The sequence below is a fragment of the Roseibium sp. genome, from assembly GCF_965232425.1.
Lineage (GTDB): Bacteria > Pseudomonadota > Alphaproteobacteria > Rhizobiales > Stappiaceae > Roseibium.
The window spans coordinates 3,730,187-3,756,459 of record NZ_OZ246971.1; the positions used below are offsets into that span (position 1 = coordinate 3,730,187).

The 26,273-nt window shown below is 60.6% G+C and carries 22 protein-coding genes; 11 read left to right on the forward strand and 11 right to left on the reverse strand.

Annotated elements, in window-relative coordinates:
• The first annotated feature begins 3 nt into the window (after nucleotides 1–3).
• The 7 genes from ACO08A_RS17040 (at nucleotide 4) to ACO08A_RS17070 (ending at nucleotide 9,966) form a co-directional block, all read left to right on the forward strand.
• Entirely contained in the window at nucleotides 4–1,086 is a 1,083-nt protein-coding gene (locus ACO08A_RS17040; RefSeq protein WP_422037173.1) for an ABC transporter permease, read from the forward strand.
• A 10-nt stretch (nucleotides 1,087–1,096) separates the two neighbouring features.
• Entirely contained in the window at nucleotides 1,097–2,857 is a 1,761-nt protein-coding gene (locus ACO08A_RS17045) for an ABC transporter ATP-binding protein (RefSeq protein ID WP_422037174.1), read from the forward strand.
• A gap of 20 nt (nucleotides 2,858–2,877) precedes the next feature.
• Entirely contained in the window at nucleotides 2,878–3,303 is a 426-nt protein-coding gene (locus ACO08A_RS17050) for a globin family protein (protein WP_422037175.1), read from the forward strand.
• Nucleotides 3,304–3,307: 4 nt separating this feature from the next.
• Nucleotides 3,308–5,761, forward strand: coding sequence for a nitrite reductase large subunit NirB (nirB, locus tag ACO08A_RS17055; protein WP_422037176.1), 2,454 nt, complete (start codon nucleotides 3,308–3,310; stop codon nucleotides 5,759–5,761).
• Entirely contained in the window at nucleotides 5,758–6,102 is a 345-nt protein-coding gene (gene nirD, locus ACO08A_RS17060; protein WP_306141623.1) for a nitrite reductase small subunit NirD, read from the forward strand. The genes nirB and nirD overlap by 4 nt, the downstream gene beginning before the upstream one ends.
• Before the next feature lie 77 nt (nucleotides 6,103–6,179).
• Nucleotides 6,180–8,867, forward strand: a complete 2,688-nt coding sequence (locus ACO08A_RS17065; RefSeq protein ID WP_422037177.1) for a molybdopterin-dependent oxidoreductase — start codon at nucleotides 6,180–6,182, stop codon at nucleotides 8,865–8,867.
• Nucleotides 8,839–9,966, forward strand: coding sequence for an SAM-dependent methyltransferase (locus ACO08A_RS17070; protein WP_422037178.1), 1,128 nt, complete (start codon nucleotides 8,839–8,841; stop codon nucleotides 9,964–9,966). The genes ACO08A_RS17065 and ACO08A_RS17070 overlap by 29 nt, the downstream gene beginning before the upstream one ends.
• A 13-nt stretch (nucleotides 9,967–9,979) precedes the next feature.
• Here ACO08A_RS17070 and ACO08A_RS17075 read toward each other — a convergent pair whose 3' ends face one another.
• The 3 genes from ACO08A_RS17075 to ACO08A_RS17085 form a co-directional block, all read right to left on the reverse strand.
• Complete coding sequence (locus ACO08A_RS17075) at nucleotides 9,980–10,762, reverse strand: DUF3750 domain-containing protein (RefSeq protein WP_422037179.1); 783 nt, start codon at nucleotides 10,760–10,762, stop codon at nucleotides 9,980–9,982.
• 143 nt (nucleotides 10,763–10,905) lie between these two features.
• Nucleotides 10,906–11,640, reverse strand: coding sequence for a FadR/GntR family transcriptional regulator (locus tag ACO08A_RS17080; protein WP_422037180.1), 735 nt, complete (start codon nucleotides 11,638–11,640; stop codon nucleotides 10,906–10,908).
• The gene (locus ACO08A_RS17085) at nucleotides 11,616–12,332 is read right to left on the reverse strand and encodes a ribonuclease activity regulator RraA (RefSeq protein ID WP_422037181.1); all 717 of its coding nucleotides are present in this window, start codon (nucleotides 12,330–12,332) and stop codon (nucleotides 11,616–11,618) included. Before ACO08A_RS17085 ends, ACO08A_RS17080 begins: the two co-directional genes overlap by 25 nt.
• Before the next feature lie 773 nt (nucleotides 12,333–13,105).
• On the opposite strand from ACO08A_RS17085, the gene ACO08A_RS17090 reads away from it, so the two are divergent.
• The 4 genes from ACO08A_RS17090 to ACO08A_RS17105 all read left to right on the forward strand — a co-directional run bounded on the left by ACO08A_RS17090 (nucleotide 13,106) and on the right by ACO08A_RS17105 (nucleotide 16,937).
• Nucleotides 13,106–13,852, forward strand: coding sequence for an SDR family NAD(P)-dependent oxidoreductase (locus ACO08A_RS17090; RefSeq protein WP_422037182.1), 747 nt, complete (start codon nucleotides 13,106–13,108; stop codon nucleotides 13,850–13,852).
• Between the two features lie 215 nt (nucleotides 13,853–14,067).
• Nucleotides 14,068–15,066 (forward strand): TRAP transporter substrate-binding protein, encoded by a 999-nt coding sequence (locus ACO08A_RS17095; protein WP_319383672.1) that lies wholly within the window; start codon nucleotides 14,068–14,070, stop codon nucleotides 15,064–15,066.
• A gap of 58 nt (nucleotides 15,067–15,124) precedes the next feature.
• Nucleotides 15,125–15,655 (forward strand): TRAP transporter small permease, encoded by a 531-nt coding sequence (locus ACO08A_RS17100; RefSeq protein ID WP_422037183.1) that lies wholly within the window; start codon nucleotides 15,125–15,127, stop codon nucleotides 15,653–15,655.
• A gap of 1 nt (nucleotide 15,656) precedes the next feature.
• The gene (locus tag ACO08A_RS17105; protein WP_422037184.1) at nucleotides 15,657–16,937 is read left to right on the forward strand and encodes a TRAP transporter large permease; all 1,281 of its coding nucleotides are present in this window, start codon (nucleotides 15,657–15,659) and stop codon (nucleotides 16,935–16,937) included.
• A 57-nt stretch (nucleotides 16,938–16,994) separates the two neighbouring features.
• Here ACO08A_RS17105 and ACO08A_RS17110 read toward each other — a convergent pair whose 3' ends face one another.
• From ACO08A_RS17110 to ACO08A_RS17145, 8 genes are all read right to left on the reverse strand, one after another.
• Nucleotides 16,995–17,846 (reverse strand): peptidoglycan-binding domain-containing protein, encoded by an 852-nt coding sequence (locus tag ACO08A_RS17110; protein WP_422037185.1) that lies wholly within the window; start codon nucleotides 17,844–17,846, stop codon nucleotides 16,995–16,997.
• 324 nt (nucleotides 17,847–18,170) lie between these two features.
• On the reverse strand, nucleotides 18,171–19,166 hold the full coding sequence (locus ACO08A_RS17115; RefSeq protein WP_422037186.1) for an ABC transporter ATP-binding protein: 996 nt from the start codon (nucleotides 19,164–19,166) through the stop codon (nucleotides 18,171–18,173).
• Nucleotides 19,163–20,173 carry an ABC transporter ATP-binding protein gene (locus tag ACO08A_RS17120; protein ID WP_422037187.1) on the reverse strand — a complete coding sequence of 337 codons (1,011 nt, stop codon included), beginning with the start codon at nucleotides 20,171–20,173 and terminating at the stop codon, nucleotides 19,163–19,165. The genes ACO08A_RS17115 and ACO08A_RS17120 overlap by 4 nt, the downstream gene beginning before the upstream one ends.
• Nucleotides 20,174–20,177: 4 nt before the next feature.
• Entirely contained in the window at nucleotides 20,178–21,152 is a 975-nt protein-coding gene (locus ACO08A_RS17125) for an ABC transporter permease (RefSeq protein WP_421979333.1), read from the reverse strand.
• A gap of 13 nt (nucleotides 21,153–21,165) precedes the next feature.
• Nucleotides 21,166–22,137, reverse strand: coding sequence for an ABC transporter permease (locus tag ACO08A_RS17130; RefSeq protein WP_421979332.1), 972 nt, complete (start codon nucleotides 22,135–22,137; stop codon nucleotides 21,166–21,168).
• Between the two features lie 241 nt (nucleotides 22,138–22,378).
• A complete protein-coding gene (locus tag ACO08A_RS17135; RefSeq protein ID WP_422037188.1) occupies nucleotides 22,379–23,965 on the reverse strand; it encodes an ABC transporter substrate-binding protein in 1,587 nt (528 codons plus the stop codon).
• 513 nt (nucleotides 23,966–24,478) lie between these two features.
• Complete coding sequence (locus ACO08A_RS17140) at nucleotides 24,479–25,021, reverse strand: arsinothricin resistance N-acetyltransferase ArsN1 family B (RefSeq protein ID WP_422037189.1); 543 nt, start codon at nucleotides 25,019–25,021, stop codon at nucleotides 24,479–24,481.
• Nucleotides 25,022–25,114: 93 nt separating this feature from the next.
• Nucleotides 25,115–26,113 (reverse strand): LacI family DNA-binding transcriptional regulator, encoded by a 999-nt coding sequence (locus tag ACO08A_RS17145; RefSeq protein WP_422037190.1) that lies wholly within the window; start codon nucleotides 26,111–26,113, stop codon nucleotides 25,115–25,117.
• Nucleotides 26,114–26,273: the final 160 nt, after the last annotated feature.

Here is a 26,273-nt window from a genome sequence, read left to right on the forward strand (position 1 = left end):
CCCATGGCCAATGCCGATACCGCCGGATCTCCGGATCTCGCCCGGGCCGCCCGGAAAGAAAAACTCTTCACCTGGATCAACAAGACCGGCGGTTGGCTGGATGCGCTCGGGTTCTCCTGGCTTGTGCCGCTGATGAAGATCGCCGCGGGCGACAGCCCGAAGGAGCAAATGGGGGAATTGAAGCGTGTGCTCCTGATCCCGCTCCTCGGCATCGCCGCATTCCTGGTTCTGTGGGGCGCACTCGCACCGCAGGTCCAGACGTCCCTTGGCGCCGTGCCCGGACCGGCAGCCGTCTGGAGCCAGGCGATGAACCTGTGGGACGACCATGTCCGCGAACGCGAAAAGGCGGCCGCTTTCTATGAGCGCCAGGACACGCGCAACGCCAAATACGAGGCGGAAGGCAAGACGGACAAGATCAAGTGGCGGAATTACACCGGCAAGCCGACCTATATCGATCAGATCGGAACGTCGCTCAAGACGGTCGGCCTGGGCTTCCTGATCGCGACGATCATCGCGGTCCCGCTCGGGATCGCCTCCGGCCTGTCGAGATCGTTCAATGGTGCGATCAATCCGCTGATCCAGATCTTCAAACCCGTGTCTCCGCTCGCCTGGCTGCCGATCGTCACGATGATCGTGTCGGCCACCTATGCCAATCCCTATGACTGGCTGTCCAAGTCGCTGCTGATTTCGGCCGTGACCGTGACCCTGTGCTCCATGTGGCCGACCCTGATCAACACCGCGCTGGGTGTTGCCTCGGTGGACAAGGACCTGATGAATGTCGGACGTGTTCTGCAGTTGCCGACCTGGAAAACCATCACCAAGCTTGTTCTGCCGTCGTCCCTGCCGCTGATCTTTACGGGTCTGCGCCTGTCCCTGGGTGTGGGCTGGATGGTGCTGATCGCTGCGGAAATGCTGGCGCAGAACCCGGGCCTCGGCAAGTTCGTCTGGGATGAATTCCAGAACGGGTCGTCGCAGTCGCTCGCCAAGATCATGGTTGCGGTTCTGACCATCGGTCTGATCGGTTTCATGCTCGACCGTCTGATGTTCGCCCTGCAGCGCGCATTCACGTTCAGCGCCAACCGCTAAGGAGACATTTATGTCCTTTCTGGAAATATCCGGTGTCTCCAAGTCCTACGGTGAGGGTGCCAACCGCACGGACGTCCTGGACGACATAAACCTGAAGGTGGAAGAGGGCGAGTTCATTGCCATTGTCGGGTTCTCCGGAACCGGCAAGACCACGCTGATTTCCCTGCTGGCCGGCCTGATCGAGGCCGACCAGGGCGGGGTGATCTTCAAGGGGAAAGAGATCGACGGACCGAGCCCGGACCGGGGCGTGGTGTTCCAGTCCTATTCCCTGATGCCGTGGCTTTCGGTCACCGGCAACGTGGCGCTCGCCGTCGACACGGTCTTCAAGAAGAAGTCCGCCAAGGAGCGAAAGGCCATCTGCGACAAGTATATCGAGATGGTCGGTCTCGCCCATGCGCGGGACCGCAAGCCGGCGGAACTTTCCGGCGGCATGCGCCAGCGCGTCGCCGTCGCACGGGCGCTTGCCATGCAGCCCGAACTCCTTTTGCTCGACGAACCGCTGTCTGCTCTGGACGCTCTGACGCGCTCCAAGCTGCAGGATGAATTCGCGGCGATCTGCGAGCAGGAAAAGAAGACCATCGTCCTGATCACCAACGATGTCGATGAGGCCATCCTGCTGGCCGACCGGATCGTGCCGTTGAAACCCGGTGCGAAGGCAACGCTCGGACCGGAATTCACGGTACCGTTCAAGCGTCCGCGCGATCGCGGTGAGCTCAACCACGATGACGATTTCATCAAGCTGAGAGCCGATATCACGGAATACCTGATGGCTGTCGGTGCGGAGCGCGGGGCGGACATGGAGCGGGATATCGTTCTGCCGAACATCGTGCCGATCACGCAGCGGGTCGCCAAGAACGACAAGTTGCCGTCCGCTTACGAGCGTGCTGCCGAAAGCGTGAAGGACGATCGCTTCCTCGAGTTCTCCCAGCTCAAGAAGGTCTACCCGACACCGAAGGGGCCGCTCACGGTCGTTGACGGGTTCGACCTGAAAATGAACAAGGGCGAGTTCATCACGCTGATCGGCCACTCCGGCTGCGGCAAGTCGACGGTTCTTTCCATGGTCGCCGGGCTCAATCCGATCACGGAAGGGGCGATCATCCTCGACGGGACGCATATCACCCAGGCCGGACCTGACCGGGCGGTCGTGTTCCAGGCCCCCAGCCTCATGCCATGGCTGACTGCCTATGAGAATGTCGCCCTCGGTGTCGACAAGGTCTACCCGGATGCGTCGAAATCCGAAAAGCGCGACGTCATCGAGTACTACCTGTCGAAGGTAGGCCTTGCAGATGCCATGCAAAAGGCGGCGGCGGATCTGTCCAACGGCATGAAACAGCGTGTCGGTATCGCGCGCGCCTTTGCGCTTTCGCCGAAACTCCTGCTTCTGGACGAACCGTTCGGGATGCTCGACAGCCTGACGCGATGGGAGCTGCAGGACGTCCTGATGGATGTGTGGAAGCGGACGCAGGTCACCGCGATCTGCGTCACCCACGACGTCGATGAAGCCATTCTCCTCGCTGACCGCGTCGTCATGATGTCGAACGGTCCGAATGCGCGGATCGGCAACATCATGGATGTCGATCTGCCGCGTCCGCGCTCGCGCAAGGAGCTGCTCGCACACCCGGACTACTACGCCTACCGCGAAGAGTTGCTGGACTTCCTGGAAGCCTATGAAGGCGGTGCGGACCCCAGCGAAGAACAGCTGAAATCCATCCAGGAAAAACGTGCAGCCCGCATGGCTCGCCAGAAGGCGGCCGTCCAGGCGGCCGAGTGAATGCAGGAGTGAAACCAGACATGACGCCAGATCAGATCCAGCTCGTGCAGGCCTCGTTCGCAAAGGTCGTTCCGATATCCGACAAGGCGGCCGAGCTGTTCTACGGCCGGCTTTTCAAAATCGCCCCGGACATCAAACCGCTGTTCACTTCCGATATCGCGCAGCAGGGCCGCAAGCTGATGACCACGCTGGGCGTGGTCGTGAACGGGCTCTCGGATTTCGATGCAGTCCTGCCGGCCGCCAGGACACTTGCAGTCAGGCACGTCGACTACGGGGTGACACCCTCTCACTATCCGCCGGTTGGCGCGGCCTTGATCTGGACCCTTGAACAGGGTCTGGGAGACGCCTTCGACGATGCCACCAGAACCGCCTGGAGCGAGGCTTACGCGGTGCTTTCGAACGTGATGATCGAAGCAGCCTATTCAAACGCGGAGGCCGCGGAGTAGACCGATGGAAAAGAAGAAACTTGTCATCATCGGAAACGGGATGGCGCCGGGACGGATGCTGGAATACCTGTTCGAAAAGGACAAGGACGCCTACGCCGTCACCATATTCAACGCAGAACCCAGGGTGAACTATAACCGGCTGATGCTGTCGCCCGTCCTGTCGGGTGAAAAAGCCTATGAAGACATCATCACCCATGGCGATGACTGGTACGGCGAAAACGGGGTCACCCTCCACAAGTCCGCCAGGGTTTCGGAAATCGACCGCGCCGCCAAGACGGTCACCGCCGAAAACGGCGTCAGCGCCCCATACGACAAGCTGGTGATCGCGACCGGATCCAACCCGTTCATCATCCCGCTTCCGGGCAAGGACCTTGACGGGGTCCTGACCTACCGCGATCTGGACGATGTGGAAAAGATGCTGCAAGCCGCCAAGGACGGCGGGCGTGCAATCGTTATCGGTGGTGGTCTTCTCGGCCTTGAAGCGGCTGCCGGTCTGAAGATGCAGGGCATGGACGTCACGGTGCTTCACCTGATGCCGACCCTGATGGAACGTCAGCTCGACCCGGCCGCGGGTTTTCTTCTGGAAGAGGAATTCAAGCGCCGCGGCATCGAGGTGCGCACCAAGGCCAACAGCCACGAGATCCTTGATGACGGCTCGGGCCGGGTGAAGGGTATCCGGCTCGATGACGGCACCCAGATCGACGCGTCGATCGTCGTCATGGCGGTCGGTATCCGTCCGTCCTCCGATCTTGCCAAGTCCGTCGCGCTTGATGTCGGGCGTGGTGTTCAGGTCGGCGACGACATGCGCACCAGCGACCCGGACATCTTCGCGCTCGGCGAGTGCGTCGAACACCGCGGCATGTGTTACGGACTTGTCGCTCCGCTCTATGAAATGGCGGAAGTGATCGCCGACAACCTCTTGGGCGGGACTTCGGAATACACGGGCTCCGTCACCGCGACCAAGCTGAAGGTGACAGGGGTCGATCTTTATTCGGCCGGGGACTTTGCCGAGGGCGAGGATCGCGAGGAAATCGTTCTGCGCGATGCGGCTGCCGGGGTCTACAAGCGGCTCGTCCTGAAGGACAACAGGATCATCGGCGCCGTTTTATACGGCGAAACCGCCGACGGACCCTGGTTCTTCGATCTCCTGAAAAAACAGTCGGATGTCTCGGAAATGCGCGAGACGCTGATCTTCGGCCAGGCGTATCAGGGGGGCGCCCCCCTGGACCCTACGGCGGCCGTTGCAGCCTTGCCGGATGATGCGGAAATCTGCGGCTGCAACGGCGTATGCAAGGGCAAGATCGTCAATGCGATCTCCGAAAAGGGACTGTCGTCGCTGGATGATGTCAGGGCGCATACCAAGGCGTCGGCATCCTGCGGCACCTGCACGGGTCTCGTCGAGCAACTGATGCAGGTGACGCTTGGGGATGCCTACAATCCGGCTGCGGTGACGCCCATGTGCGGCTGCACGCATCTGGGCCACAGTGAAGTGCGCCGGCTCATCAAATCCAAGCAACTGAAAACCATTCCCGCCGTCATGCAGGAGCTGGAATGGACGTCCTCCGGGGGCTGCGCGAAGTGCCGCCCGGCGCTCAACTACTATCTCGTCAGCGACTGGCCGGACGAATATGCCGACGACTACCAGTCCCGCTTCATCAACGAACGGGTGCACGCCAACATCCAGAAGGACGGGACCTATTCCGTCGTGCCGCGCATGTGGGGCGGCATGACCTCGTCCAAGGAGCTGCGGGCGATTGCCGACGTGGTCGACAAGTTCAACATCCCGGCGGTGAAGTGCACCGGCGGTCAGCGTATCGACATGCTCGGCATCAAGAAGGAAGACCTTCCGGCGGTCTGGGCGGATCTGGGCAAGGCCGGTTTTGTCTCGGGCCAGGCCTATGCGAAGGGCTTGCGGACGGTGAAGACCTGCGTCGGGACGGACTGGTGTCGCTTCGGAACCCAGGATTCCACCGGTCTCGGCATCAAGATCGAAAAATTCATGTGGGGCTCCTGGACGCCGGCCAAGCTCAAGCTTGCCGTCTCCGGATGTCCGCGGAACTGCGCGGAAGCCACCTGCAAGGATATCGGTGTCGTCTGCGTGGACAGCGGTTACGAGATCCATTTCGCCGGTGCGGCTGGCCTCGATATCAAGGGCACCGAGGTGCTCGGTCTGGTCAGGACCGAGGAAGAAGCGCTCGAGCACATCGTTGCGCTGACGCAGATGTACCGGGAGCAGGGCCACTATCTGGAGCGGATCTACAAGTGGGCAAAGCGGATCGGCTACGACGAGATCCGCAGCCAGATCATGGACGATGAAGACAAGCGGAAAGCCTATTTCGAACGGTTCGTCTTCAGCCAGAAATTCGCCCAGGTCGATCCATGGTCCGAGCGCGTGTCCGGCAAGGACAAGCATGAATTCAAACCGATGGCGATCCTGCAGGCGGAGGCGGCCGAATGAACGCGGAAACGAGAAACTGGGTGGCGATCGGAGATCTCGCCGACATTCCGCGCGAAGGCGCCCGCGTGGTGAAGACCGATCGCGGCTGCATTGCCGTGTTCCGCACCGTGGATGACGAGGTCTTTGCCCTGGATGACCGCTGTCCGCACAAGGGCGGTCCCCTCAGCCAGGGCATCGTGCACGGGTCCTCCGTCACCTGTCCGCTGCACAACTGGGTCTTCGATCTTGCGACGGGGCTGGCGCGCGGTGCCGACGAAGGCTCCGTCCCCGTGACGGCGGCGCGTGTCGAGAACGGCAAGGTGCTGCTTGCCGCCGATGATCTGGCCCGCAGGGCCGGATGAAGGAAAGACCGGAAAATGGCGATTGAAGATAAGAACGAGACGCCCGGGTCTGGAGAGGAAAGAACGAGGAGCGCAGGGTGACCGCTTTTTCAAACACAAAAACGGTCAAGACCACCTGCCCCTATTGCGGTGTTGGCTGCGGGGTCCTTGCGACGCCCCAGGCTGACGGGTCCGTCGACATCAAGGGCGACCCGGAGCATCCGGCGAATTTCGGACGCCTGTGTTCCAAGGGGTCGTCTCTCGGGGAAACACTGTCGCTCGATGACAGGATCCTTCATCCGCAGGTCGGCGGGAAAAAGACGGACTGGCCGGAAGCGCTCGATCTCGTCGCCGAAACATTTTCGCGCACCATCCAGGAGCATGGCCCGGACAGCGTTGCCTTCTATGTCTCCGGTCAGATCCTGACGGAAGACTATTATGTCGCCAACAAGCTGATGAAGGGCTTCATCGGCGCGGCGAATATCGACACGAATTCCCGCCTCTGCATGGCGTCTTCGGTCGCCGGGCACAGGCGTGCGTTCGGCTCCGATACCGTGCCGGGAACCTACGAGGACCTGGAAAGCTGCGATCTGCTCGTTCTGGTCGGATCCAACCTTGCCTGGTGCCACCCGGTCCTGTTTCAACGGGTCGAGGCGGCGAAGGCGGAAAATCCGCAGATGCGGGTGGTTGTCGTGGACCCGCGCGAGACCGCGACCTGCGCTATCGCCGATCTGCACCTTGCGCTGAAACCGGATACGGATGTTGCGCTCTTCAACGGTTTGCTGGCCTTCCTGGCGGACACCGACGCGCTAGACCATGCTTACATCGACCAGCACACCAACGGCTTCGATGAAGCGCTTGCGGCGGCCGGGCCGTGCGAAATCAACCGGATCGCCGAAGAAACCGGCCTGTCCCCGCGTGACCTTGCAACGTTCTACACAATGGTGTCCCGCACGCCCAGGACGGTCACGGTCTACAGCCAGGGCGTCAACCAGTCGGTCAACGGGACGGACAAGGTCAACGCGATCATCAACACCCACCTGGCGACCGGGCGTATCGGCTGTCCCGGCATGGGGCCGTTCTCGGCAACCGGCCAGCCCAACGCCATGGGCGGGCGCGAGGTCGGTGGGCTTGCCAACATGCTGGCGGCCCACATGGCGATCGAGAACCCGGACCATCGCGCCCTCGTGCAATCCTTCTGGAACAGTCCGGTGATCGCAGAGCGGCAAGGTCTGAAAGCCGTCGACATGTTCAAAGCGGCACGGGACGGCAGGATCAAGGCGATCTGGATCATGTCGACCAACCCGGTCGACAGCCTGCCGGATGCGGACGGGGTCGCGGCGGCGCTTAAGGCCTGTCCCTTCGTGGTCGTTTCGGACGTCACGCATGCTGCCGACACGGTCGTCTACGCGGATGTGCTTCTGCCCGCGGCCGCGTGGGGTGAAAAGGACGGCACGGTCACCAACTCGGAACGCAGAGTTTCCAGGCAGACATCTTTCCTTGCCCCGCCGGGCGACGTCAGAGCGGACTGGTGGCAGATCTGCGAGGTCGCGCGCCGGATGGGTTTCGAGACCGCCTTCGACTTTGACGGCCCGGCCGCGATCTTCCGCGAACACGCCGCCCTGTCGGGTTTCCGGAATGACGGCTCCCGCGACTTCGATATCAGCGCCTATCGCGACCTGTCCGGGCGCGACTTCGACAGGATGCAGCCGTTTCAATGGCCGCAACGCACGGGCGAGGGACAAAGGACCACGCGTTTCTTTGCGGCAGGCGGGTTTTTCACCGCCGACGGTAAGGCCTCCCTCGTTGCGGTCAAGCAGGCTGCCCCGGCAGCCCTTGGCAAGCGCTACCCGTTCGTTCTCAACACCGGCAGGGTCCGCGATCACTGGCACACGATGACGCGCACCGGCAAGACAGCGCGGCTTTCCTCCCACATCGCCGAACCTTTCGCGGAGCTGCATCCGGAAGATGCGGCCTTGGCAGGTATTGCTGCTGCGGATCTCGTCGAGGTGAAGAGCCCGCATGGTGCCGTCATTGTCCGCGCCCAGGTAACGGAACGGGCCCGCAAGGGCTCGGTTTTTGTTCCCATGCACTGGACCGACCAGTTCGCATCCAATGGCCGGATTGATGCGGTCGTCTCTGCCGAAGTCGATCCGGTCTCCGGTCAGCCGGGCTCGAAATTCACGCCTGTCTCGCTGCGCAAGCGCAGCTTCGACTGGTACGGTTTTGCCGTCCTGTGCGAAAAACCGGGCGCTCTTCAAACCGGTTATTGGGCGCTCGCGCCCGCCTATGGCGGCTGGCGCGTCGAACTGGCAGGAAGCAAGCGCGACGACATCGAGGGCCTCGTCCAGTCACTGCTGGGCGAAGACGCCGAACTACTCCGTTTCGAGGACGCAGGTCTCGGGCTTCAGCGCGTTGCCGGCTGGACCGGCGATACGCTTTCGGGAGCCTTCTTCTTCGGGTCCGAACCCGTTTCCGTGTCCCGGCAATGGGCCTGCGGGCTTTTGGCGGCCCCATCGACCGACCGGCAAATGCGCCTTGATGTGCTGGCCGGACGGCCTCCCGCCGACATGCCTGACAAGGGCGCCATCGTCTGCTCGTGCTTTCAGGTCGGGTGCCATGAAATTGCAGCCGCCGCCGCACAGGGTGCGGCAACCGTCAGGGCGGTCGGCGAGTGCCTGAAGGCCGGAACCAATTGCGGTTCCTGCCGATCGGAAATCCAGTCCATTCTCGATACAAAGTTCAAGGAGACCTCCGATGAGGCCCGTATCGCCCGCGCCGGGTAAGGCGCTGAGACGCCGGCGTCCGGCGCGTGTGGATGCCCTTGCAAGTCTGCCGTTGTTCTTCCCGTTGAAGGCACGGAAGGTTGTGCTCGCGGGCGGCACGGACGCTGCGGCTTGGAAAGCGGAGCTTCTCGCCGCTGCCGGGGCCGAGGTTCACGTCTACGCGGAACGCCTCGACGAGACATTTGCCACGCTTTTGTCCGGTGGCAGCGTCAAGGGCAGTTTTGTGCATCATCAACGGGTCTGGAGCACCGATTGCTTCGACGGTGCCGCGCTGGCCATCGGCGACGCGGCCAGCGATGGCGAAGCGCAGGCATATTACTGCGCGGCCCGCGCAGCCGGTGTGCCCGTCAACGTGATCGACAGGCCCTCCTTTTGCGAATTTCAGTTCGGTTCGATCGTCAATCGCTCACCGGTGGTAGTCGGGATTTCGACCAATGGTGTCGCGCCCATTCTCGGACAAGCGATCCGCCGCCGCATCGAAACCCTTTTGCCGATCAGCCTGCGTGACTGGGCCGCGCTTGCCGGGCGCGTGCGTGCAAACGTGCTGGCCACTCTTGCAGCCGGATCCGAACGCCGCAGGTTCTGGGAAGGCTTCACCGATCTGGCCTTCTCTGCGCGATCCGTCCCGGACGCGGAAGACGAGCGCGCAATAGACACGCTGCTTGACGAGGCCGGGGCAACGGCAACCGGGCGCGTGACCCTAGTCGGCGCAGGGCCGGGAGACGCGGAACATCTCACGCTCAAGGCGATGCGCACGCTTCAATCCGCCGATGTCATCCTGTTCGATGACCGGGTCGACGATACGGTGCTGGAACTGGCGCGCCGGGAGGCCAAGCGTATGCTTGTCGGGCGCAATTCCGATCCGGACACAGCCGACGAGGACATCCGGGACCGCATGGTGAGGCTCGCACGCCAGGGCAAACATGTCGTTCGCCTGAAGTCCGGTGACCCTGTCTCCTGCGAAGAGACGCAAGACGATCTGAAGCGTCTTGACGATGCCGGTATCCCGGTTGCCCTGGTGCCCGGTGTTTCCGGTCTCCCGAATGACGTTCCGGATATGCGGGCAGCGAGGGCGGCTGCGCGGTCAGCGCACGGCTGACGGCTGTTTAACGTCAGAGCGACGGACTGGTCAGGCCGGTGAAGTCGAGGGCGCCGAAAGCGGGGATCGAGATCCTGGCCGCAGCCGGATTGATCCCGGCAACCAGGCCCAGGAAATTGAGCTCCAGTCCGACCTTGCTGCCGACGACAAATCCGAAGTAACCGCCCGCGGTCGCAAAGAAGGCTCCGTCGTCGCGGTAGCCCAACCATCTACCGTCCGCCGGAAAATCCCGTCCGATCGCGGTGCTGGGTGTTGACGCGGCAAGGGCGGGGACCCGCTGCAGAACTGTCTCGACGAAGGTATTCGAATTGGGCCCCGGCCAGATCGTGTAGTCCCCCCGCTCGCGCCAGCGATATCCCGCGATGGCGCGTTCCACTTTCGGCAGGAGTTCTTCTGCTTTTTCTCCGACCAGACGGTAGTTGATGACGGGCTTGTTGGAATACCAGTGCCCGTCGGCGTCGTAGGCATTCTTGCGGACGGGCGTGCCCCACCCGACGACATCGTACCGGTCATATCGCTCTGCGCCCTTGGGCTTGAGCACCAGCCAGGAGTGTGTCGCGAAGGCCCCTTTCATGCCTCCCGTGCGCGCGGTCAGAACATAGATTTCCGCCTGATCGGCAGGCGGCTTTTCCGGAAGAATACCTGCGCTTGCCCATGTGGCGTAGCGCCAGCCCTGCGGGCGGTCCTTCAGGCTCCAGACCGCCAGGTGCAGCAGCGCGGGGAGGATGAAAACGGCAAACAGGAAAACAACGGTTCGTCTGGCAAATCGCAGCGTCAGACTTGTGGTTTTCGACATCGCAGACCCTTCACCATGCGAACGCGTGCGCCGGACCGTCTCGCCTCTCTGTCAGGCACGACCGCCTTTGCGGTCACCTTGACGCAAGGAAATGGAACACAATGAATGTGTGTACTTTTTGGCGGCGGGGAAGGGGGACGGGTTCACCCGCCTTCAAAAATGCGTTTGCGGGCGTTTTCGACATGATCACGCATGGCCTGCCGCGCGCCTTCCCGATCGCGCGCCTCGATCGCGTTGAAGATGTCGTAGTGTTCGGACTGCACCAGCTTCATCCGGTCCTGCGGTTTCGTCAGCGACAGGTTCCGGGTCAGATTCATGCCGGTCAGGATGTTGGACTTCATGGAGGAGCGCGCGGCAACGAAATACTTGTTGTCCGCGGCATTGCAGACGGCAACATGAAAAATCTCGTCCGCTGCCACACCGAGTTCTCCTTCGGCGATGCAGCGATCCAGCTCGGTCAGCGAATCCTGCAACTCCTTCAGGTCGGCGTCCGTGCGCCGTTCCGCGGCAAGAAAGGCGGCCTCGCCCTCGACGGCCGCCCGGAACTCAAATGTGCGCTGGATGTCGGCAATCGATCCCACCGGGGCGAAGTCGAGTACGGCGCCTTCGGGCCGCCGCTTGACATAGGATCCGGACCCCTGGCGCGAGACGACCACGTCATCTTCGCGCAACTGCTTCAGGGCCTGGCGCAGGATCGGCCGCGAAACGCCGAACTCGTCCGACAGCATCTGTTCCGTCGGCAGTTTGCCGCCGACGGGGATGTCCCCGTCCATGATCTTGGCGAGAATGCTCTCATAGACCTTGTCTGAGAGCGTCCGATCCCGGATCTGCCGGTCCGAAGCCGATTTTTCCCTTACCTGCCGTTTTCCTGTCGCCACGATCTAAACCTGTCCAGTGTTGACGGATCGGTCGGGGGATAGAGCCCGAAAGTCGATGCGCCCTGTTTGACCATCTCCATGACAAAGTCCTCGAACACCGTCATTTCGGTGGCCTCGTCCGCTACCTCATTTGCCATATGTTGCGGCACGCAAACAACACCTTCGTTGTCGCCGACGATGATGTCTCCCGGGAAAACCGAAACACCACCGCAGGCAATGGGATCATTCACGGCAACGGCGTGGTGTTTGGTCAGGTTGGTCGGTGCGCTCGGCCGCGCGTGGTAGCCGGGCATCTCAAGTTGCGCGATCTCGGGCGTGTCCCGGAACCCGCCATCCGTTACGATACCCCGGCAGCCGCGCGCCTGCAGGCGGGCTGCAAGGATGCACCCCGCGGAGGCCGCAGATGCATCCCCGCGGGAATCGATCATGAAAACCGCGCCTGCCGGACACTCCTCAACGCCCTTGCGCTGCGCGTTGGCGGGATCCGCGAAAGAGTCCAGATGGTCGAGATCCTCGCGGGCCGGGATGTATCTCAGCGTATAGGCGATCCCGACCATGTTCGGTCCCGGACGCAGCCGATGGATGCCTTGCAGAAAGATGTTGCGCAAACCCCGCTTGAACATCACCGTCGTGAGCGTTGCCGTGCTGACATTCATGAACTTCGTTTTCGTCTGATCGTCCAGACCCGTCATCCGGTTCTCTCCACCGCTCCAGTGCAAACAGGCACGTGTTTCTTCTTCGTGATGATTAAGCCCGCAAGGAAAACTTGTCAATTATTTGTAAAGTCCAAAAGCGAAAATTTCACGGCGATAGCGTCTGGCACTTGTTTCTCCTTGTAAGTTTCTGAACTCAATTCATTTTTCCGAGATTTGGCCATTTTGACAGCGCGTCGCGTACGTTTGCGGCTCTCCCGGGACAAGCAGGTTCAGGGCGATTTTCGCCGGTTTCAGCGCTGAATTTTTGTGTGCGCAGTTTATTTGTAAAAATTTGTGTTGATTTGTGCTGGTTGATTAAGATACCGATTGCAGTTGGTGATTTCCCCGGTTCGAGGCATGGGGCCGCGATCTCGGGCAGCAAGTGCGAAGGATGAATGAGACCGGAGGTGAAACTCCGAAAAGCGCAGCAAAATCAGTTTGTTTTCGTATTTCTGTTCGGCCGATGTCCCTGTGACACCAGCTGGACTCACGGATCAGGTCTCGGATTTGCCCTCTATCGCTGTGTGATTTGATCTGATTTGTAAACCGTGGTTGACCGGGCGTGACAAAGCCGATGCGGCGGGTTGCGGCCCTGTCCTCACTGCAAGACCGGAGACGGCGAAAGAGACGCACTCGGACAAGGGCAGGCAGCATCCGGGTGCGCCCGCGCAGGTTCCGTTTCCGCGCACCACATCCGGGCGGCCTGGCTCACACGAGACCGAGCGTTCCGAAACAGACGACACTCAATGCTCTTAAAGGAGAAAACGAAAATGGATCTCAGCGGAAAAACAGCAATCGTCACGGGTGGCGGACGCGACATCGGACGCGCTTGCGTGCTTGCCCTGGCGAAGGCAGGGGCAAATGTTGCCATCAACTATTTCAGCAGCAGCAGCGGCGCAGACAGCGCGGTTGAAGAGATCGTCTCCGGCGGCGGCAAGGCCTTTGCTCTTCGGGGTGACATGACAAAACCGGACGAAGTTCAAGCCCTCGTTGATAAAACAGTCAGTGAATTCGGTGGGTTAGACATCGTCATGCCGATTACGGGCGGCTTGATTGCCCGGAAGACAGTCGCCGAGATTACGGCAGAGCACTGGCAAAATGTCTTCGACCTGAACGTTTCCTCCGCCTTTCTGCTTGTCCAGGCATCGCTGCCGCACATGAAGCCGGGTGGGGCGATCGTGACGATGGCGTCGCAGGCTGCCCGTGATGGCGGCGGACCCGGTGCGCTTGCCTATGCAGCATCCAAGGGCGCGGTCCTGACCATGACCCGCGGGCTTGCCAAGGAGCTTGCGCCCGATATCCGCGTCAATTCCCTCTGTCCCGGCATGATCGACACCGACTTCCACAATGTTTTCACAAAGCCGGATGTCCGGAAACACGTGGCCGGCGTCACGCCGCTGAAACGCGAGGGAACGTCGGAAGAAGTTGCCAACCTGGCCGTCTTCCTGGCGTCCGATCAGGCCGCATTCATGACCGGCGCCTGTGTCGATATCAATGGCGGCCTGCTGTTCTCCTGACGCCTTGCTCAGACCGGCATACCCCGCCTTCCGGCAATCCGGGGCGGGGTTGTTCCATCAGGTTTCGGACCGGTCTTACAAATAACGAACTCTATTTTCCCGATAAGTTTCAATGTCTTGAGCCAGAAATTTCCAAAAATTTGTTTAATTGATTTTTATACTTGTAAAAATTTGTAAAATAAATATCGTGAAGCCAGATCAACAGGGAGGTACCAATGATCCGTTTCAAGTCAATCAAAGCCGGTCTCATGCGCGGCTCCGTTCTGGCCGCTGTTCTCGCAGTCACCGCCGTGACCGCGGAGGCGCGCGACCTTCGTGGATGGAACATTCACGTGGAGGACTATCCCGTGTCGCACGGCATGGAATCGTTCCTGAAGGAAGTCAGCGAAAAGACGGGCGGCGAGCTTTCCGGCAAGGTCTATCACAGCGGTGTCCTTGGCTCGCAGCCGGACGCGATCGAGCAGACACGCCTTGGCGTCATCGATTTCGGTGTCTTCAGCCTTGGGCCGATGGGCCAGGTCGTGCCGGAAGCGAACGTCGTCTCGCTGCCGTTCATCTTCAAGAGCATCCCGCAGATGTACGAACTGATGGACGGTGAAGCCGGTGCCGCACTGAGCAAGGGTCTGGAAGCGAAGGGCCTGGTGGCGCTCGGGTTCTATGACGCCGGTGCACGTTCGTTCTACACATCCGTCAAGGCGATCAACGAGCCTGCCGATGTCGGCGGGATGAAGATCCGCGTGATGAACAACGACCTGTTTGTCGGAATGGTGGATTCTCTCGGCGGCAATGCGACGCCGATGGCGTTTGCCGAGGTTTATCAGGCGATCAAGACCGGTGTCGTGGACGGGGCGGAAAACAACCCGCCGAGCTATGAATCCACCAACCACTTCGAAGTCGCGCAGTACTACTCGCTGACACAGCACCTGATCATTCCCGAGTGCCTGTGCATGAGCAAGAAGACCTTCGACAGCCTCACGCCGGAACAGCAGGCGATCGTCAAGGAAGCCGGCCGTAACAGCACCGAGCTGCAGCGCAAGCTCTGGCAGGAGCGAGAAGCGGCCAGCATGGCCAAGGTCGCCGAGGGCGGCGTGACCGTGAACGAGATCGCCGACAAGGCGGCTTTCCAGGAAGCAATGGCACCGGTCTACGATCAGTTCCTGTCGCAAAATCCCGAGCTGAGCGAGCTCGTCGAAATTTTCAGAAACGCCAACTGACAATGCTGTGCACCGCGGGCCGCGCCATGCGCGGCCCGCAAACTCCCGGGGGGAAACAATGCCGCAGGGCGAGAATTTTCTGGTGCGGCTGGAGCTGTCTCTGGTCTGGTTGAAGCGCCTCTGCGTGTTTGTGGGTTCGCTCGCCCTTGTGGTCCTCGTGGCCACTTTCGGCTGGCTGGTCTTCGGTCGCTACGTCCTGAACGAGACACCCACATGGGTCGAACAGCTCGCGCTGGTCCTGATCTGCTACATCACCTTTCTCGGGGCCGCCGTCGGTATCCACGAGCAGTCCCATCTCGGCGTCACCCTGGTGCGGGATGCCCTGCCGCCAAAGGCGCGTCAGCTGCTTCTGCTGATGACCGATCTCTGCCTGGCCGTGTTCGGCGGCGTCATGCTGGTGGCGAGCCTCGAACTCTTCCAGTTCGGCTGGTCGACGCTCCTGCCGATGCTCAATATCCCCGAGAGCATCCGAACCGCTTCCGCCGTCGCCTGCGGCGGACTGATGGTCATATTCGCAGGCGCAAGATTCATTTTGCGGGGGCGTTCGGCCCTTCGCGGCGAGATCTACGAAAAAGAAGAGAGTAACTGAGATGGGTCTTGCTATCCTGCTGGGCGTCTTCGGCGTCAGCGTTCTCCTGGGCGTTCCCGTCGCCTTTGCAATGGGTATCTCGGCAGCCGCCGCCTTCTGGTATGAAGGGTTTCCGCTGCTGATCACGTTTCAGCGCACGATTTCGGGCATCACGCCGTTTTCGCTCCTGGCCATTCCCTTCTTCGTCTTTGCCGGCGAGCTGATGTTGCATGGCGGGATCGCCGTTCGTCTCGTGCGCTTTGCATCCTCTCTTGTCGGTCATGTCCGGGGCGGCCTGGCGTCGGTCAACATCTTCTCAAGCATGCTGTTCGGCGGCATATCCGGGTCTGCCATTGCCGACATTTCCGCGCTGGGATCGCTGCTGATCCCGGTGATGAAGGAAAAGGGCTACCGGCCGGACTACGCCGTCAACGTGACCGTGACATCGTCCATCGCCGGCATCGTCATTCCGCCCAGCCACAACATGATCATCTTCGTTGTGGCGGCCGGCGGCGGCATTTCCATCTCGAAGCTGTTCCTTGCAGGCGTCATTCCCGGAATACTGATGTGCCTGTGTCTTGCCGTTGCGGCCTATTTCGTGGCGCTGAAACACAATTACGGGTCCGAACCCTTTCCCGGCTGGAGTGTCGTCGTTCAAACGGCCGTTGGCGCGATCCCCGGGCTGATCACGGCCGTGATTATCGTCGGCGGCGTCCTGTCAGGCGTGTTCACCGTGACGGAGTCCGGCGCCTTCGGAGCAATCTACGCGCTTGTGCTGACGGCCGTGGCCTACCGGACGCTCGGCTGGAACGAGTTCGTTGTCTCCGTCACGTCCGCCTTGCGGACCACCGCCATGGTCATGATCCTGATCGGGTTCGCCAGCTCGTTCGCATATCTTCTGGCGCTCTATCAGGTTCCAGCCAAACTCAGCGATTTCCTGCTCGGCATCTCGGAACAGAAGATCGTCATCCTTCTCATGATCAACCTGATGCTGCTTGCGCTCGGCATGATCATGGACATGGCTGCGCTGATCCTGATCTGCACACCGATCTTTCTGCCGATCGCGCGGGAACTCGGAATGGATCCCGTGCAGTTCGGCATCATGCTCCTGGTCAATCTGGGTCTCGGCCTGTGCACACCACCGGTCGGCACGTGCCTTTTCGTCGGGTGCGCGGTCGGCAAGATAAAGATCGAAGAAGCGCTGAAATCGATCTGGCCCTTCTATCTCGCCCTGCTGGCCGCCCTGCTGCTGGTCACGTATGTGCCGGCGATCTCCATGTTCCTGCCGTCGCTGTTCGAGTAGCGATGTGTTTCGCGATCGGGCGTCTTGAGCAATTGCCTGATCGTTTCTCAGGGCGGGTCACGTGGCGAGTTTCTGCTTTGTGTTCGGACCGACAATGCCGTCGGCAACAAGCTGGCTCCGGCGCTGGTATTCGGTCACCCCTGCATATGTCTTCGGACCGAAGATGCCGTCGGCTGCAAGGCTCTGAACGCCCGGCAGCGCCTTGTGATTCAACAGGTTCTGAAGAGCGGTGACATCGTCGCCGGTATTGCCGGTCTTGAGATACTGCTTGCCTGCCTTCAGCTTGGCGATCTCTTCTTTCAGCCACTTGATGAGATCGTCCTGACCGAACGGGAAAAGGATGGGCCGGAATGTCGCCTCGGAATCCTTGAAGTTCTTCGCCATGTGCAGTCCCTTGATGATTTCATTCGGGTCGTGACCCTGGTGAAAGAACTGCAAGTGCTTTTCGCAATCCAGCCAGCCATTGATGATTGCGATCCGCTCGGCAACCGTCAGCGGAGAGGGGCCCTTGTAGTAGACGCCCCCATAGACGTAAAGCGCGTCACGCTTGTCCTGCTTTCGTGCATAATAGTTGTGTCTCAACGCAGCGGACACGACCTGAACGGACTGATTGTCCGTCAGGCTGCCGAGAAGTTTGGTCTTGTTGCCGATCTTTGCCCTCTTGGGAAGGTTGGCGACATAGTAGCCGTGTTTCTTTGCCTGCTCGGTCTCGAACTTGTAGAACTCCGAGGGTTCGACCTGGCCGAAACCCCACGCTGTACCAGCGCCTTCCTGCTCCTGGTTATTGAAGAAGGACTCTTCCCAACAGATCGCGATCAGCAATTCCCAGCTGAAAACGTAACCGATGCCATGGTTGCTCGCGATGAGCGCCTTCATTTCGTCATATGATTTTCCTGGAAGCTTGGGCATGTGGCTCTCCGACAAAAATGCATAAATAAAGTCCTGTAAAAATACGGGTGACGTAAGGTTATCACAATTGCGGAGGAGGCGCAGTCGTTTCGGGAAATTGCAATCAACGCAATGGGTTGATGGTCGTGTGAATGTCAGCCCTCATCCTGAGGAAGGCCGAAGGCCTGTCTCGAAGGATCGGTGGTTCAGCCTCATCTCGCGGCCCATCCTTCGAGGCTTCGCTTAGCTACGCACCTCAGGATGAGGAGCAATAGAGAGAAGCTCCGTCATATATATCTGTTCTGGCCAGATCAGCGCGTTGTTGGCGGTTAGGGACCTGTGCGCCTAGTCGGCGCACAGGTGACAGGCGACCCTTGCCTTTTCCGTGCCGAATTCCCTGACTTCGGGGCGTTCCCTTCGGCAGATGTCCTCCGTCAAGGTGCATCTAGGATGGAAGCTGCAGCCGCTCGGCTTGTTGATCGGGTCGGGGATTTCGCCCTTCACGATCTCGGCCGTCCGGCCGAATGCGTCGATATGGGGGGCGGCGTCCATGAGCATGCGCGTGTAGGGGTGCCGCGGCTTGTCAAACAGCGTGTCCCTGTCAGCCACCTCGACGAGGCGGCCCAGATAAAGCACGCCGATTTCGTCCGCCATGTAGCGGATGACGGAGAGGTCATGGCTGATGAACAGGTAGGTCAGACCGAGTTCGCGCTGCAGGGCCTTCATCAGGTTAAGCACCTGGCTCTGCACGGAGACATCAAGCGCCGATGTCGGCTCGTCGCAGACAATGAATTCCGGATTGGAGGCGAGGGCGCGGGCGATCGCAATACGCTGGCGCTGGCCGCCGGAAAATTCGTGCGGGAACTTTTCGCCATCCGATTTCGCAAGGCCGACCTGGTCGAGCAGTTCCGCGACACGCCCGTCCACCTCGGAGGCGGGCAGCAGGTCGAAGGCCCGGATCGGTTCGCCGATGATATGGCGCACGCGCCAGCGCGGGTTCAGCGACGCATAGGGGCTCTGGAAGATCATCTGGATGCGCCGGCGCATCGCCATCTTCTTCTTCTCGCTGGAGATGGCGAAAAAATCCTCGCCGTCGATCAGAACCTGGCCGCTGGTCGGTTTCTGCAAGCCGACGATCATGCGCCCGATGGTGGACTTGCCCGAGCCGCTCTCGCCCACAAGCGCGAAGGTCTTGCCTTTCGGAATTTCGAAGTCGACCGTGTCGACGGCGGTCAGGTATTGCTTGGCCTCAAGGGCAAGCATCCTGTTGAGCCAGGGCTTGGACACGTCAAAAACCGCGCCGAGCTGCCGCGCGCTGATCAAGGGTGTTTCACCGGTCATTCGGAGACTCCGGAGATCTCTTTTGTTTCTGGATTGACGGCCGGGTCGTAGAGCCAGCAGGCGACCTCGCTGCCATCGACCGGTTCAAGAATCGGAATGTCCTTGAAGCACACGGAGAAGGCCTTTTCACATCGGGGATTGAAGGCGCAGCCTTTCGGGATGGCACGCAGGTTCGGCATCGATCCGGGGATCTGGCTGAGGGCGTGCATGGTGCCTGTCGTCGACGGCGTGGATGCCATGAGCCCCTTGGTATAGGGATGCGACGGGGTGCTCAGCACGTTGCGCGTCGGGCCGATCTCGGCGATGCGTCCGGCGTAGAGAACCGCGACACGATCCGTTGATTCCGCGATGACACCCATGTCGTGCGTGATCAGGATCACCGCCGTACCGCGCTCCCGGCAGAGCTTCTTGAGCAGCGCCATGATCTGCGCCTGCACGGAGACGTCGAGCGCCGTGGTCGGTTCGTCGGCGATGATCAGTTCCGGTTCGGCAGCAAGCGCCAGCGAAATGACGACGCGCTGGCGCATGCCGCCGGAGAACTGGTGCGGGTAGGCGTCGATGCGGGTGGCGGCGGCCGGAATTCCGACTTCCTCCAGCAGCGCGATGGCCCGCTCGCGCGCCTCGCCGGATGACACGGGAAGGTGCGTGCGGATCGTCTGGATCAGCTGCTGTCCGACGGTCATCAGCGGATTGAGGCTGGTCAGCGGGTCCTGAAAGACCATCGCGATGCGTTTGCCGCGGATCCGGCGCAGGCGGTCTTCCGGAAGATTGTCGATCCGCTCACCGTCAAGGGCAATTTCACCGCCGCTGATCCGCCCCGGACGGTCAATCAGGCCAATGATCGCCGATCCGCACATGGACTTGCCGGCGCCGGATTCACCCACCAGGCCGAGAATTTCGCCGGCGCGGACTTCGAACCCGACCCGGTCCACGGGCCTGAGCATGCCGCTGCGGGTCGGAAACTCGACGATGAGATCTGAAACTTTGAGAAGAGGAGTATCGGACACGGGTCTATCGCAGTTTTGGGTTCAGGATGTCACGCAGCCAGTCGCCGAAAAGGTTGACGGACAGGGCCAGTGCCAGAAGGGTGAGCGAGGGAAACAGCAGGATCCACCATTCGCCGGACAGGATGTACTGCCGGCCGACATTGATCAGCGTGCCGAGCGAGGGTTCGGTCTTGGGCGCGCCCACGCCGAGGAAACTCAGCGTCGCTTCCGCGATGATCGCCAGGGCGAGACTGATCGTGGCGATGACGAGGATCGGGCCGGTTACGTTCGGCAGAATGTGCCGGAGCATGATGCTCCAGCGGGTCAGTCCGATCAGGTTGCCCGCCTGCACGTATTCCTTCTGGCGTTCGACCATGGTGGCGCCGCGCACGGTGCGGGCGAACTGGACCCACTCCGACAGGCCGATCGAGATGATCAGCACCCAGATTGCCATCTCATCCCTGAGATCGGGCGGTATGAGGCCCTTGCCGATCCCGTAGAGCAGCATGGCGACCATGATGGACGGGAAGGTCATCTGGATGTCGGCGATGCGCATGATGATGCCGTCGAGCCAGCCGCCGGCATAGCCGGACAGGAGCCCGAGCACCACGCCGAGGGTCATGGCGAAGAGAACGGCGACAACCCCGACGAACAGGGAAATCCGCAGGCCGAAGAGGATTGTCGACAGCACGTCGCGGCCCTGGTCGTCCGTTCCCAGGAGAAAATAGTCTCCGGTGAATTCGTTCGCGGACATCGGCTTGGTGAAGCCGTTCATCAGGTTGAGGCTGGCCGGGTCGAAGGGGGTGTACGGCGAGATGAGCGGGGAGAGCACCGCGCCCAGCACGAGCAGCAGGAAGGTCAGCGACGATACAATGATGACCGGCGAGGACTTGTAGGAATGCCATATGTCCGAGTTCATCCAGCGCTGCCACGTGGACGTGGCGGCCGCTTCGTTGAATTCGGGCCGAGCCGAGGCTCCCTTGGGGGTCTGGATGTCCATGAGCGTCTTGTCCTCAGTTATTGCTCACGCTCAGGCGCGGATCGATCGTGAAGTAGAGCAGGTCAACGATCAGGTTGATGGTCACGAAGATCACCGCAACGAGAAGCAGGTAGGCCGACATGACGGGAATGTCGACGAAGCTTACGGCGTTGATGAACAGGAGCCCGACGCCTGGCCACTGGAACACGCTTTCGGTGATGATCGCGAAGGCGACGATCGATCCGAATTGCAGGCCCGTAACCGTGATCACGGGGACGAGCGTGTTTTTCATGGCATGGCCGAAATTGACGGTTTTCTGGCTGAGGCCGCGTGCCCGCGCAAAGCGGATGTAATCCGTTCTGAGGACCTCGAGCATTTCCGAGCGCACGAGACGCATGATCAGTGTCATCTGGTAGAGCCCGAGCGTGACGGCGGGCAGGATCATCGACTTGAAGCCATTCCAGGTCAGGATGGCCAAATCAACGCCGAAAAGACTTCGTGTTTCGCCTCGCCCGAATGCGGGCAGCCAGCCGAGATTGACCGCAAAGAGCCAGATCAGGAAAACGCCGATCAGGAATGTCGGCAGGGACACGCCGACCAGGGACGCCGTCATGATGAAATTGGCCACAACGCCGTCCCGCCGGATCGCCGTGTAGACGCCCAGCACGAAGCCGAGGGATATGGCGATCACGCCGGACAGGAGCGCAAGTTCAAGCGTTGCCGGCAGCCGGTCGAGGATGAGCTCTCCAACCGGAAGTCCAGCGCGGTAGGACACGCCGAAGTCTCCGGAAAGCGCACGCTGCAAAAAACGGAAATACTGGACGATTATCGGATCGTTCAAGCCGAGACGCTCTTCCAGTTCGGCCTTGTCGGCCAGGGTCGCTTCCTGCCCCAGCATGTTCTCGACGGGGTCGCCCATGAACTTGAACATGGCGAATGAAATGAAACCAACTGCCATCAGGACAAGCAGGGCCTGTCCCAGGCGTCGTATGATGAAAGCAAGCATTTTTTAAACGCCAATCAAAACCCAGTGCGTCCGCGGCTTTCGCCTTCAGGTCTTGCCCCGACGGTTCTCCCTCGTTCCCGAGAACCAGCGGTTCCAGCACTTTCTGCCCCGGCAGCGGAGCTGCCCTTCACTGCGGGTCGACCGGCCGGCAATTGGCCCGACACCGGTGGCGCGCAGTTCAACCAAAACAGCCACCGTGCCCGCTGCCGAGGCAGCAGGCACGATGGCTTTCGTTCAAGACTTACTTCTTGAAGGTCAGGAACTTGAAGTGCGGCTGGTCTTCCGGCTGGACCGGGAAGTCAACGTTGTCCTTCATGCCCCAATTGAGCACCTGGTTATGGATCGGAAGGTAAAGGGTTTCAGCCTTCGCCGTATCCCAGATTTCGCCGATCGTGGCGTTGCGGACTTCCGCATCCGTTTCCGAGGCGAGGCTCTGGATCTTGGCGTCAATGCCGGCATCGGAATAACCCGTCCCGTTCCACGAGCCGTATTTGTCGGTGGTCGTGTGAACCAGGAAGTTGAAGATGTACTCGGAGTCAAAGGTCGGAACACCCCAGCCGAGCATGTAGAAATCGGTTTCCCGGTTCGTGATCAGCGGGAAGTGCTGGGCTTTCGGCTTGGCGTCAAGGTTCACCTTGATACCGATCTGACCGAGCATCCCGACGGCGGCCTGACAGATCGCCTCATCATTGATGTAACGGTCGTTCGGGCAGTTGAGCGTCAGACCGAAGCCATCGCCGTAACCGGCCTCTTCCATCAGGGCCTTCGCCTTGGCGACGTCGTATTCCGGATAGGCGTCGAGCGCTTCTGTCCAGCCGTTGACGAACGGAGGCATGATCACGCCGGTCGGGGCGGACTGCTCGCGCATCACGACCTTCTTGATGGCGTCGCGGTTGATGGCAATGTTCATTGCCTCGCGGACACGCTTGTCGGCGAGCGGGTTCTTGCCGTCGACAGTGTCGCTGGTCAGGTCATCGGCACCGAGATTCATGCCGAAGAAGATCGTCCGGTTCTGGGGCGCCGTGTTCAGCTTGAGGCCGTCGGTTTCTCCAACGCGCGCCAGATCCTGCACAGGAACGTCCTGAATGAGGTCAACCTCACCGGACAGGAGTGCCGCCACGCGGGTCGCGCCTTCCTGGATGGGCGTATAAATGATTTCGGTGACTTCCATCGGGAACTCACCCTTGCCCCAGTAGTTTTCGTTCTGTTTCAGAACCGTCTTGGAATCCTGCTTGCGGCTGTCCAGCACGAATGCGCCGGTGCCGTTGACGGAGCGCACACACGGATTGTCGCCGCCATTGGCAATATCCTGCGGTGCTTCGCAACCGTTTTCGAGCGTCCAGTCCGCATCCATGATGAAGAGATTGGTCAGGTTGTTCGGCAGCAGAGGGTTCGGACCGGTGGTCTCGATCTGCACCGTGAGGTCGTCAACCTTGCGCACGTCCTTGACCGACGCCAGCAGCTCTTTCATCGCGGAGGTCGGCATCATCGCGCGCTTGAGCGAGAAGACGACATCATCGGCGGTGAAGTCCTGGCCGCCATGGAACTTGACGCCTTCACGCAGCTTGAATTCCCAAACGTTCGGGTCTTCGGTCGGCTCCCAGCTGGTTGCGAGGGCCGGGATGATCTTGGCTTCCATGTCGCGCTGCAGGAGCGGCTCGTACATCTGGTGCGCAAGAGCGTGGGTCGGGCCTTCGTTCTGGGCGTGCGGATCGAGCGTCAGCGAGTCGCCTGCGCGCGCCCAGCGAAGCGTTTCAGCATTGGCTGCGCTGAGGCCGGCACAAAGCGCCAGGCTCGCGGCAGTCAGCTTCAGGAATGTCTTTGTCATAATGTTCCCCTTTGTTTGAACCGGGGCCGGTTGTCCGGCGCGATCTTATAATGATCCCCAGCTGGCTTTTAAGGATGTTTGCGCAGCCGCATCTGCTGGAGTGAAACAGAATGCAACCCAAGCTGCGCTATCCTGACCGGTAACAGACCGCTCCGGCCTACCGGAGTCAAGGGGTATCTGGAAAAGGCGCGCCGCTTCCGGAAAGGTGTCGTTACGGCAGGGATTCCGGCGCTTCTGCGTGGATGGATCGGCGGCCGCGCGGTTCGGGTTTCAGGTGACTTCGCGTTCACAAAGGCGTTCAACGATTGAACGGCCGTTCGGCATGTCTCGAAACCGGTCCGAAATCGCGGCAACCTGCTTCTCGCCAAACGCTGAAACAGGTGAAAAAAAATGGTGGTTTTTCGTTCTGGTTTAGGCGGTTAGGTGCGAACGGGTTGCCTTGCAAACCTCTGGAGGAGACCCGTCTCGAAGGGTCGTCGAAACAATGCTGCGCCTCTTCGGCTTCCGTTGACTTCAGACCGTGCCGAGTTCGGAAAACGGGATCGGATCATCGGGCGGCGTTCCAGGTTCCTGCAATGCAAGATGCCACCAGCCGACGTCGCACCATCGACCGTTCTTGAAGCCGACACCCCGATAGATGCCGACCGGCCGAAAACCCATGGCTTCATGGATGCCGACGCTCGCCTCGTTCGGCAGTGTTATGCCGGCATAGGCAGCGGCAAAACCCTGCCGGACGAGGATGTCGAACAGGGCCTTGTAAAGGCGGCGTCCGATGCCGCGGCGCTGCGCGCGCGGCGCCATGTAGATGGTCACGTCACAGGACCATTGATAGGCCGCGCGCTGCCTGTGCTTTCCGGCGTAGGCATAACCCAGGATGTCGCCGTCTTCCTCGTGAACCAGCCACGGGAAGGTCGCGGTGGTTGCCGCCACCCGGCGGGCCATTTCCTCCGCCGTCGGGCATTCCGTCTCGAAGGAGATGACGGTGTCCCGGACGTATGGCGCATAGATTTCAGCGAGGATGTCACCATCTTGCGGGGTCGCGGTACGAATGGTCATTTCAGGAAAATCCCGGAGTTCCGGAGGGCGTTTCAGATACGGGTGCGGATTGGTCGTGCCGATCAGGTTGGCACATGGCAATACATCTATTCTTCAGATGTCCAGAACGGAACCCCTTTCGACGATCTGCCCTTCGAGCAAAGTTGATTGAAGCCCGGTGTTTGTGTCCAGCAAGTCCATGAGCTGCACCGCAACCGAGCGTCCCATTTGCCGGGCGGGCAAGTTCGTGGTGGTCAGCGGGGGGACGATTTCGGTGGACCAGTCCAGATTGTCGAACCCCATGACCGACATGTCCCCGGGGATCGAGAGGCCTGCGTCGGCAAGTCCGAAATAGGCACCGAGAGCCAGGACATCGCTGAGGCACAGGATCGCGGTGACTTTCGTGTCCTGTTCCAGAAGCGTCTGAACAGCCTGTTTGCCCCCGGAGGCGTCAAGGCTGGTCTCGAAAAAGGTGACGTTCATCGTGTCGTCGCAGGCCTTGCGGGCGCCGTCGACACGTGCGGAAATCCTGTCGCTCGATCCGACCGGACCATGGACAACGGCAATCCTGGAATGACCCTTCGATTTCAAGAAGGTGAGTGCCGCGTAGGCGAGGCCGGCATTGTCATATCCGATCATGGGCGTGGAAATTGCCGGATCCCATACGGAGGTGAACACGTAGGGGATGTTTCTGCCTTCAAGCAGTTCATATAGCTCCGGGCTGTGCCTGGCGCCGCTCAAAATGAAGGCTTCGGACCCCATTCCCAGAAGCTTGCGTGCTTCCTTGAATTCCCGTTCCTCGTCACCGTTGGAAATCGCCAGAACGAGGGAATACTGCCTTTCGGACAGGGTCTCTTCGATGGCCGAAATGAACTTGGCGTAAATGGAATACTCGATGTTCGGAATGATCGTGGCGACTGTTTTCGTCTTGTTCGTCGATAGCGACCGCGCCGCTGCATTGGGAAAGTAGTTCAGCTTTTTGCACGCGGCTTCAACGCGTTGGCGGGTTTCTTCAGTGACTTTCGCAGACCCGTTCATCACCCTGGAGATGGTGGCGATCGAAAGCCCTGTTTCGCGCGCCACATCCCGTATCTTGCCGATTCTTTTTTCCAAGCGCTGTTCCATCCCGTCACGTGATGAAAAGTTAGCCTTGACAATATCTCGTTTCAAGTTGTTTGATGTAACCGGTTTCATTGGAGCTGACAGGGGCGCAAGCCTCTTTTTGATTGGCGATCATGAAACCGGTTACATCGCGTAAGCCAGGATCGGACGA

Coding starts and splice junctions, on each gene's coding strand:
- ACO08A_RS17040 (WP_422037173.1), top strand. CDS start 4: ATGGCCAATGCCGATACCGCCGGATCTCCGGATCTCGCCCGGGCCGCC.
- ACO08A_RS17045 (WP_422037174.1), top strand. CDS start 1,097: ATGTCCTTTCTGGAAATATCCGGTGTCTCCAAGTCCTACGGTGAGGGT.
- ACO08A_RS17050 (WP_422037175.1), top strand. CDS start 2,878: ATGACGCCAGATCAGATCCAGCTCGTGCAGGCCTCGTTCGCAAAGGTC.
- nirB (WP_422037176.1), top strand. CDS start 3,308: ATGGAAAAGAAGAAACTTGTCATCATCGGAAACGGGATGGCGCCGGGA.
- nirD (WP_306141623.1), top strand. CDS start 5,758: ATGAACGCGGAAACGAGAAACTGGGTGGCGATCGGAGATCTCGCCGAC.
- ACO08A_RS17070 (WP_422037178.1), top strand. CDS start 8,839: ATGAGGCCCGTATCGCCCGCGCCGGGTAAGGCGCTGAGACGCCGGCGT.
- ACO08A_RS17075 (WP_422037179.1), bottom strand. CDS start 10,762: ATGTCGAAAACCACAAGTCTGACGCTGCGATTTGCCAGACGAACCGTT.
- ACO08A_RS17085 (WP_422037181.1), bottom strand. CDS start 12,332: ATGACGGGTCTGGACGATCAGACGAAAACGAAGTTCATGAATGTCAGC.
- ACO08A_RS17090 (WP_422037182.1), top strand. CDS start 13,106: ATGGATCTCAGCGGAAAAACAGCAATCGTCACGGGTGGCGGACGCGAC.
- ACO08A_RS17095 (WP_319383672.1), top strand. CDS start 14,068: ATGATCCGTTTCAAGTCAATCAAAGCCGGTCTCATGCGCGGCTCCGTT.
- ACO08A_RS17100 (WP_422037183.1), top strand. CDS start 15,125: ATGCCGCAGGGCGAGAATTTTCTGGTGCGGCTGGAGCTGTCTCTGGTC.
- ACO08A_RS17105 (WP_422037184.1), top strand. CDS start 15,657: ATGGGTCTTGCTATCCTGCTGGGCGTCTTCGGCGTCAGCGTTCTCCTG.
- ACO08A_RS17110 (WP_422037185.1), bottom strand. CDS start 17,846: ATGCCCAAGCTTCCAGGAAAATCATATGACGAAATGAAGGCGCTCATC.
- ACO08A_RS17115 (WP_422037186.1), bottom strand. CDS start 19,166: ATGACCGGTGAAACACCCTTGATCAGCGCGCGGCAGCTCGGCGCGGTT.
- ACO08A_RS17125 (WP_421979333.1), bottom strand. CDS start 21,152: ATGGACATCCAGACCCCCAAGGGAGCCTCGGCTCGGCCCGAATTCAAC.
- ACO08A_RS17130 (WP_421979332.1), bottom strand. CDS start 22,137: ATGCTTGCTTTCATCATACGACGCCTGGGACAGGCCCTGCTTGTCCTG.
- ACO08A_RS17135 (WP_422037188.1), bottom strand. CDS start 23,965: ATGACAAAGACATTCCTGAAGCTGACTGCCGCGAGCCTGGCGCTTTGT.
- ACO08A_RS17140 (WP_422037189.1), bottom strand. CDS start 25,021: ATGACCATTCGTACCGCGACCCCGCAAGATGGTGACATCCTCGCTGAA.